The sequence below is a fragment of the Candidatus Limimorpha avicola genome (genome assembly GCF_056978975.1).
On the sequence record NZ_DBMCYK010000026.1, the window covers coordinates 20,837 to 27,075 of the forward strand.

Below are 6,239 nucleotides of genomic sequence, written 5' to 3' on the forward strand. Positions count from 1 at the left end.
AAAATATAATGAGACGGTATTTCCTACATTTGTCGTATAACGGCAAACAATATCATGGCTGGCAGATTCAGCCGCGAGAGACATCGGTACAGGAGGTCATGGAACGTTGTACAGGACTTAAATTGAAATCAAAAATTTGCATAACAGGTTGTGGCAGAACTGATACTGGGGTCCATGCTCGCAATTATTATGCTCATTTCGACTATGATGACGTGTTGGATACAGTTCGTTTTGTATCGGAACTCAATATGTTTCTTCCGGATGATATCGTTGTTCATGACTGCTGGCAGGTGCCAAGTGATATACATGCCCGTTTCGATGCCTTGTCTCGTACATACCATTATTATATCACTACTGTGAAAGACCCATTCCATACAGAAGATGCATATTATTACTATGGCGACTTAGATATGGATATGATGCAAAAAGCTGCGGACATTTTGTTTGAATATCGTGATTTTACAAGTTTTTCCAAGTTGCATACCCAGGTGAAGACAAACAACTGTACCATCATGGAGGCTCAATGGTTAAGAAAAGACAACATGATGGTGTTCCACATTAAGGCTGACAGATTTTTGCGTAATATGGTCCGTGCCATAGTTGGCACATTGCTCGATGTTGGCAGGAAACGTATGGACCTTGACGGTTTCCGTGCTGTCATTGAGAACAAAAACCGTTGTTCGGCAGGTTCTTCCATGCCGGCTCATGCTTTGTTTCTTGAAGATGTGGAATATCCTGAAAGAGTTTTTAAAGGCTCTGAAGTTTAAAACATCATTGATTGCCCTCTTTCGGCATGCTGTCTGTAAAATATTTGGTCTCTTTCTTTTGAATGTTTCTTATGTTTCTAAAATGACGTTTAAGCATTACAGCTGCTATTATCGTTGCCACAACGTCTGATATCGGCATACAGAACCAAACACCTTTTATTCCGAAAAAACGTGGCAAAATCAATAATAGCGGGATGAGAAATATCACCTGACGCGACAAGGACAAAAAAATGGCTTTTTTCGCATTGCCAATACTCTGGAAGAAGTTGCCGGACACAATTTGTAATCCGATGATGGGAAATGTTATCATGACAACACGCATGCCTATTATTGAGATCTCGATGAGTTGTTCGTCATCAGTGAAAAATCTGCATACTACTCCGGGTATAGTCTCTCCGATAACAAAACCGGTTGTCAGCGTTATAATGGCAAGATATATCGTTTTTTTCAATGCTTCGTTGACTCTGTCGAACTGTCTCGCACCAAAATTATAACTTACAATAGGTTGCATGCCTTGTGTCAATCCTAAAACTATCATGACAAAGATGAAAGAAATACGGTTTACGATACCGTATGCACCAACCGACAGGTCTCCTCCGTATTTTTTAAGACTGTTGTTGATGAGAATGACAATGACGCAAAGGGCTGAGTTCAGTAAAAACGGCGACATTCCTACGGATATGATGTCTTTGATTATTTTAAAATCAATGACAAAATCTTTCCTTTTGAAACGTATCAATTCATCTTTTCTGGAAAAAATTCTCAACAGATATACGAGAGGAATGGTTTGTGCCATTATAGTAGCAATGGCTGCACCTTTGATACCAAGCCCCAAAGGATAAATGAATAACCAGTCGAGGAAAATATTGGTGACTACTGTCATAATGGTGGCTATCATTGCTTCATTGGGGTGTCCTGATGCCCTTAATACAGAATTGAGACCCAAATATAAATGAGTGATGATATTGCCAAGGAGAATGACAAACATGTAATCGTATGCGTATGGCATTGTCTCTTCACTTGCTCCAAAAAAATAGAGTATCGGTTTCAGGAAGATGAGACATATTATCGAAAAGATAATGCCGATGAAAATATTTAAAATCAGTGTGTTCGCTAATGCTTTGCAGCCTTTGTCGTAGTTCTTCTTGCCTAATTCTATTGCTGTTACTGTCGATGCTCCAACACCCACCAAAGAACCTAATGCAGCAGCAAGATTCATAAAAGGAAATGTTATAGCCAATCCGGAAATTGCCATGGCTCCTACACCATGTCCTATGAAAATACTGTCAACCATATTGTACAACGAAGATGCCGTCATGGCAATAATGGCAGGCATGGCATATTTCTTCAATAATTTTCCGATATTTTCAGTGCCTAACAGCAAGGCACCTTTTTTTTCTTCCATTTTGCGCATTATTTTGAAACTGCAAAATTGCAAAAAAAAACGGTACTAGAATTCAAAAATGAAAAAAACTTCTTAATTAATAATGTTGTTGATAGCCATTATTTTGTTTTACAATATTAGGACGAATCCGCCTCCCGAAGCCATGTAGAGTCTTATAGTGTTCTCTTTTACAATGATGTTTTCTTTAACATAATCCGTAGCATTGCGGGAGGCATTGATGCCATCGCGGAAGATGACGCCTTTGTCGTTGTCAAGATTTAGTGGTGTCAAATCAAGGGTTAATGTCCTTTCATTCCAGTCTGTGATGCCTCCAATATACCATCGGTTGCCTTTACGTCGTGCAATTACTGTATATTCTCCCACTTTCCCATCCAAAACCACAGTCTCGTCCCAGGTAGTAGGTATGGTAGCAATGAGTCTTGCGCATTCTTCATTGTCTCTGTAATTGTCCGGTGTGTCGCACAACATGTTAAAAGGCGACTCGAATATGACATATTCTGCAAGTTGGCGACAGCGAGTGCCTTGACTCATGGGTTCGTTATATATTGCCCTGTAATTGCTTTTCGTGGCATTTCGCATGGCTCCTTGTGTGAAATCCATGGCGCCGGCAACCATTCTTATGTATGGTATGGTGGTTTCGTATGTCACCATGTCGATATCCTCTCCCCATTTCGTCTGCTCAAGACCGAACACGCCTTCGTAGTTGAGTACATTGGGGTAGGTGCGGCTCAATCCGGTCGGTTTGTAGGCTCCGTGAAAATCTACAAAGAGATGGTATCGCGCTGCAGTCTCTGCCATCCTGTAATAAAAATCAACGACTTTTTGGTCATCTCTGTCCATGAAATCGACTTTGAAACCTTTTATACCCATATTCGAATAATGTCGGCATACCTCTTCCATATCACGGTCAATAGCAGCATAACCTGCCCATAACACAATGCCTACATTGCGTTCTTTCCCGTATCGTATGAGTTCTTCAAGGTCTATTTCAGGTACTACTTGAAATAAGTCGGCTTGCTTGTTGACAGCCCAACCTTCATCGAGAATGACATATTCAATACCATATTCAGATGCAAAGTCTATATATATTTTATAGGTGTCGTTGTTGATTCCCGCCTCGAAAGGCACTCCCTTGATATTCCAAGCGTTCCACCATTCCCATGCCACTTTCCCCGGTTTTATCCAACTGATATCTTCAAGACGTGAGGGAGAAGCCAACTTGTAAACCATGTCGCTGTCGGCAAGTTCTTTGTCTTCTGTAGATATTATCATACAACGCCAGGGAAAGTCGCGCTTTCCTTCGACACCGGCAATATAGTCTTCTCCTTCTTCCACTATATATTGCAACATGTTGTGTCCTCCTTGTCGCTCTTTCTTCGGATATGGAGCTTGTATTCCTGTCAAACTGCAGCCTTCTCCTTTACGTAGATATGTGCCGGGATAACTTTCTAAATCGGCTTCTGTAATGACAACCTTTTTGCCGTCTTCCAAACATACCATGACAGGCATGAAAGCCAACTTGTTGCTGTCTAATTCCTTGATTTTTGCAACGGTGTATTCGTTCTCGAAAGAATTGAAAAATTGCCTCGTTATCATGTCCTCGTCACTTTCTCTTGCATTGACAAATGGCATATATACGGTGTGATTATCACTGAAATTGAATGTTACGTCTTCCTTTTTTATTTTGAAAGGTTTTCTGAAATCAGTAGAGAAACGGTATGCAACACCGTCGTCATACGCTCTGAATATTATTTTGTAGTTGTCTTTTGTATTTATTGTCAATTCATTGTAACAATCTCTCACTTCTGCTTTTTTGTAAAAGTCAGCCTTTATGATATTATCTTCTTTATGAGTCTTGACATTTTTAATTTTGACATCGTGTCCTAAAATCATGCCATCTGACAATTCCATATATATAGGTGTATCGGTAATGACTTGTGTATTACCGTGTCTGACATTATAAGTAATGTCATTGTCGATGTTGATGCAAACAGTAATATTTCCCTCGGGAGACTGTAACGTGTAATTGCTTTGTGCCGCACAAAATAATGATACGACAGATAAAATGCTGAGAAATAATGATTTTGTATCCATGCTTATGAAATATTTTTGAGAAATTGATGAATATGTCTTCAAAATTAGATAAAAATATTCAAAAATTCGAAAAAAATGTTTAATTTTGGCAAAAATAAAACTAACGGATATGAATTTATTGTTGATTAGTAATTCTACCAATTTTGGAGAGACCTATTTGGCATGGGCAATGACACAGCTGGAACAGTTTCGTGACAAATTCAACCTTGACAGTAAGAGCAAGATTGTTTTTGTTCCTTTTGCCGGTGTTTTTATCAATAGAAAACCTTACCCCGCAAGTTATGACGAATATGAGGCAAGGGTAAAGAAGGTTTTTGACGAGAAGCTCGGACTTGAAAATTTTGTTTCGGTCCATACTGTTGAAGATAAAATCAATTTGGTGAAAGAAGCTGACTGTATAGTGGTGGGAGGTGGCAATACTTTCCATTTGGTTGCAGAAATGCATAAATATGGTTTGATGGAGGCTGTTAGTGAGGTGGTGAAAAAAGGTACGCCATATATAGGTTGGAGTGCCGGTTCCAATGTGGCATGTCCCACCTTGTGTACGACTAATGATATGCCTATTGTCCAACCGGTGAGTTTCAAAACTTTGAATCTTGTCTCTTTTCAGATAAATCCTCATTACCTCGATCCTCAACCTGAAATAGACAAGATGGTGAAACATGGAGGTGAAACACGTCAGGATAGACTGAATGAATATCTCGCTGTCAATCAATCGATGAAGGTTGTCGGCTTGCGTGAGGCTTCAGCTTTGTGGGTTGACGATGATAAGATAATGCTGAAAGGCGGAAAGAAAATGATGGTGTTTAAATATGGAGAAGAACCTGTAGAGGTAGAACCGAATTCAGATGTTACCTCATTTTTGAGATAATTGATTGTCAACTGTGTTTTTATTTGAATGAATCATTGTCGGTAACGATAAGTCTATAATGAAACTTACTGAACCACAATGATTTCTTTTTTATTTTGTCGAAAACATCCTTATTGTGTGATATAATTGCATAGATAATTTCTTCGTGTCGTGACTTAGATTGATAATCAAACTGTTATATGAGTTTTTTGTTTTTTTATTTTTAATTTTAGTTTTCATTAAACAAAAAGACATAAAATGAGTTTAAATAAAAAACAAAAGATTATGATAAAAAAAGCATTTTTATTATTTTTTATCAGCATTGCCATGATGACAGGATATTCTCAGAGCGATCTTCGTCAGCAGGAGCGTGCTGAACGCAGGGCAGCACGACAAGCACAGCAAGCTGCTGAGTTGGCACAGTCGCGCGCCGAGATGATAAAACTCGTCAACGACACCACTTTCGTTTTGGAAGCAAACACTTTCATAGGACCTTTCGGACAGGAAGCACCATTGTCGTCTTTTCAGAATTATTTTGCCATAGATGGTAAATATGTAGCTATCAATATAGCATTTAACAATGCCGGCAGTTTCGGCCCTCCGGGTCCTACTCCTATACCGAGCGGTTGGGGAGGACCGTGGACAGCTCCCGGTTTCCCGGGATGGAATTGGCAATCGTGGGATACTCCTGATACTCCTGCACGTCTGGTGCAATATGAGCCGGATATGTCTCAATCTGATGGACCTTATATAATAAACGGCAGTTTCAGAACATGGACAGGTGTAATACCGGTGCAGTTTACGGTTTATGTCCAACAAAATGGTCTCGGTAGAATAGTCCTTACCACAAATAGCGGCTATCAGGTTACTTTCTCCGGTAATATAGTATCACCTCAAAATGCTTCTACAATATATCCGATACCTTGATATATTATTATGTTATTTTATATTAATGTAATTAATTGATATTTAAATTTAAAAGGCTGACGTTAAGTCGGCTTTTTTTTTATTGTTTTACTATGATCAATACTTCGGTAAAAAATTACCGAGAAATTAAAATTAAACAATAGAATCGGTGTTAGCCGGTTCAGAATTATATTAAAGAGATCATTGAAATACTGTC

Annotated in this window: 5 protein-coding genes; 3 read left to right on the forward strand and 2 right to left on the reverse strand. The window is 39.0% G+C overall.

Annotated features, from left to right (window positions below; all coding sequences use genetic code 11):
• Positions 1-8 precede the first annotated feature (8 nt).
• A complete protein-coding gene (truA, locus tag ACZOVS_RS09960; protein WP_483997078.1) occupies positions 9-767 on the forward strand; it encodes a tRNA pseudouridine(38-40) synthase TruA in 759 nt (252 codons plus the stop codon).
• A gap of 4 nt (positions 768-771) precedes the next feature.
• On the opposite strand, the gene ACZOVS_RS09965 is transcribed toward truA, so the two are convergent.
• Entirely contained in the window at positions 772-2,172 is a 1,401-nt protein-coding gene (locus ACZOVS_RS09965) for an MATE family efflux transporter (RefSeq protein WP_483997079.1), read from the reverse strand.
• A gap of 108 nt (positions 2,173-2,280) precedes the next feature.
• The gene (locus ACZOVS_RS09970) at positions 2,281-4,266 is read right to left on the reverse strand and encodes a retaining alpha-galactosidase (RefSeq protein WP_483997080.1); all 1,986 of its coding nucleotides are present in this window, start codon (positions 4,264-4,266) and stop codon (positions 2,281-2,283) included.
• Between the two features lie 109 nt (positions 4,267-4,375).
• Here ACZOVS_RS09970 and pepE point away from each other — a divergent pair, with 109 nt between their 5' ends.
• Positions 4,376-5,137, forward strand: a complete 762-nt coding sequence (gene pepE / locus ACZOVS_RS09975; protein WP_483997081.1) for a dipeptidase PepE — start codon at positions 4,376-4,378, stop codon at positions 5,135-5,137.
• A gap of 264 nt (positions 5,138-5,401) precedes the next feature.
• Positions 5,402-6,043: a hypothetical protein gene (locus ACZOVS_RS09980; RefSeq protein ID WP_483997082.1), complete on the forward strand. Its 642-nt coding sequence runs from the start codon at positions 5,402-5,404 to the stop codon at positions 6,041-6,043.
• The last annotated feature ends 196 nt before the right edge of the window (positions 6,044-6,239 follow it).